Source organism: Sphingomonas sp. (assembly GCF_031372575.1).
GTDB lineage: Bacteria > Pseudomonadota > Alphaproteobacteria > Sphingomonadales > Sphingomonadaceae > Sphingomicrobium.
Genome location: NZ_JANMLM010000072.1, coordinates 1 through 2097 on the forward strand (window position 1 = coordinate 1; position 2097 = coordinate 2097).

Annotated in this window: 3 protein-coding genes; 2 read left to right on the forward strand and 1 reads right to left on the reverse strand. The window is 64.6% G+C overall.

The genetic code is table 11. From position 1 onward, the window contains the following. Window positions 1-119 precede the first annotated feature (119 nt). A complete protein-coding gene (locus RMN73_RS06780; RefSeq protein ID WP_309602564.1) occupies window positions 120-1343 on the reverse strand; it encodes a hypothetical protein in 1224 nt (407 codons plus the stop codon). A 124-nt stretch (window positions 1344-1467) separates the two neighbouring features. Here RMN73_RS06780 and RMN73_RS06785 point away from each other — a divergent pair, with 124 nt between their 5' ends. Further along, the gene (locus tag RMN73_RS06785; RefSeq protein ID WP_309602565.1) at window positions 1468-1725 is read left to right on the forward strand and encodes a glutaredoxin domain-containing protein; all 258 of its coding nucleotides are present in this window, start codon (window positions 1468-1470) and stop codon (window positions 1723-1725) included. A gap of 160 nt (window positions 1726-1885) precedes the next feature. Next, the coding region (locus RMN73_RS06790) for an alpha/beta fold hydrolase (protein WP_309602566.1) at window positions 1886-2097 on the forward strand (212 nt) is incomplete at its 3' end.

The following is a 2097-nucleotide window of genomic DNA, read 5'->3' on the forward strand; positions in this document are numbered from 1 at the left end:
GACTGCGGGAATCGCGCTCGGCCGACGGCTCGCCGGGTGCAAGCGATTGCTCGAGACCGCGTTCGGAATCATGGTCATTGTGGTCGGCGTCTACGTCGCGCTCAAGGCCCGATAAGACGTCACTGCGACCCGCTCGGCGTCACGTCCGGTCTTGAACCGCGCCAGCCGTTGAGCGCGGCGGTCATCTCCGGCGGGAGGGTTCGCATCAGGCTCGCCGCTGCCGCCTTCAGCGCCGGATCAGCGCGCACCGTCGCCATGATCCCGCGATAATTGCCGCGCGGGACATAGGCCGGCTGAAGCAGTAACAACGCTGGCGACCGTCCGACCCGGCGCAGGTCGCGCGCGATCAGCCGGGCGAATTCCGGCCCGTCGCGCGTGCACGTCGCGATCCGCAGTTTCAAATCGTTGTCGGACTCGATTACAAAGTCCGCGTCCTTGATTTCGCGATCATCCTGCAGCACCGGCATCGCTGCACGGGCCTCGTCGGTGCGACCCAGACCGTGCAATGCACAGGCGCGGATCCAGCTGAACTGGCGCTCGCTTCCGGGCACCTTGTCGCCGCGATTGTCCTTGAGATATCGCGCCCACGCCCCGTCGATGGCGGTCAGTGCCTCGGCATAGCGCGCTTCATAGGCCAGGGTCGCCGCCCGGTTGACGGTCGCGTTGACGGCGTAGGGGCTTGTGCCGAGCGCCCGTTCGACGGCTTCATATTCGGCAATTGCGCCCGCTTGATCGTCGCGCTGCGACCGGCTCCAAGCAATGGCTGCGGCAACCGACTGCCATTCAATCCCGCGCCAGCTCACGCCGCGCTTGGGTTGAATCTGTGCCAGGCGTTGACGAAGCATTGCCTCGGCTTCGACCCCACGCCCGGTCAAGTCGAGGGCGCGGGCATATTGCAACACCGCGCGAACTTCGGGGCGGACGGTGGATTCGGAGGTGTTGCCGGCCGGAAGATCGGGCCCGCCGCCATTGATCCCAGCGCGCGAGCGACGGATCATCCGTTCGCGCATCCGGTCGAACGTCGGGCCGGTCCATTCGGTCAATGGCGCCCACAGCATTTCCAGCCGCCGGTCGGCGAGCGCCATCAGCGCATCGTCGGGATTGGCGAGGATGAGGAATTTTGCCTTCGCTACCCCTTCCGGCCGCCGGCGAAGCGCAGCTTCATCGCCGTCAATCAGCAAATCGAAATATTCGCGCCCGTTGGCACCATCGACCCAGCCGCCAGCTTTGACGAAAGACGCATAGCGATCGACCGCTGGTGCGGCGATTGGCGGGCTGACATCCTTGCCCAAGGTCGGCGCCGCAGCGGCCAGCAACACGGCCGCATAAAAACTGATACGCATGTTCTTCTCCGCAACCGACTTCGACCTTGAGTAGAGCCGAGAAGTACGCCTCGCGCAACGATTGCGACGGAACCAAAAGCTGTCCGACCCGCTGATCGGCAAAGCCCCTTTCCGGAGAATGATGATGACCGCTACGCGTACCGCCACCCTGCACCGCCTGGTCCTGCCCGACCACATCTGTCCGTTCGGGGTCCATGCCAAGCAATTGCTCGAGCAGGCCGGCTACACCGTCGACGATCAGCAACTAACCACCCGCGCCGCGGTCGATGCGTTCAAGGAACAGGAGGGCGTGCCCACCACCCCGGTGACCTTCATCGACGGCACCCGCTACGCGACCTCGGAAGCGCTCGCCATATTTCTCGAGACTGCCTCCGCCGACTAGACGCCGCGAACCTTCGACCAACCACCGGGCCGGACGGATGCTCGGCTGGTCGCGATACGGTGCGCGATCAGCAACCTCCCGGCCCGTGGATCGTTTGATCGATTGTCCAGTCCCGCAGCACCATGCGGCCCGACGCCCAGTCCAACCAAAGGAAAACCTCATGCCTTATGCCAACGCCAAGGATGGTACCGATCTCTATTATAAGGACTGGGGCAGCGGAAAGCCGGTCGTCCTGATGCATGGCTGGCCGCTGACCGGCGACACGTTCGACGATCTCGGCATTGCGCTGGCCGACAAGGGCTATCGCGCGATCCTCACCGACCGTCGCGGCTTTGGCCGGTCGGACCAGCCGTGGACCGGCAATGATTATGA

Coding starts and splice junctions, on each gene's coding strand:
- RMN73_RS06785 (WP_309602565.1), top strand. CDS start 1,468: ATGACCGCTACGCGTACCGCCACCCTGCACCGCCTGGTCCTGCCCGAC.
- RMN73_RS06780 (WP_309602564.1), bottom strand. CDS start 1,343: ATGCGTATCAGTTTTTATGCGGCCGTGTTGCTGGCCGCTGCGGCGCCG.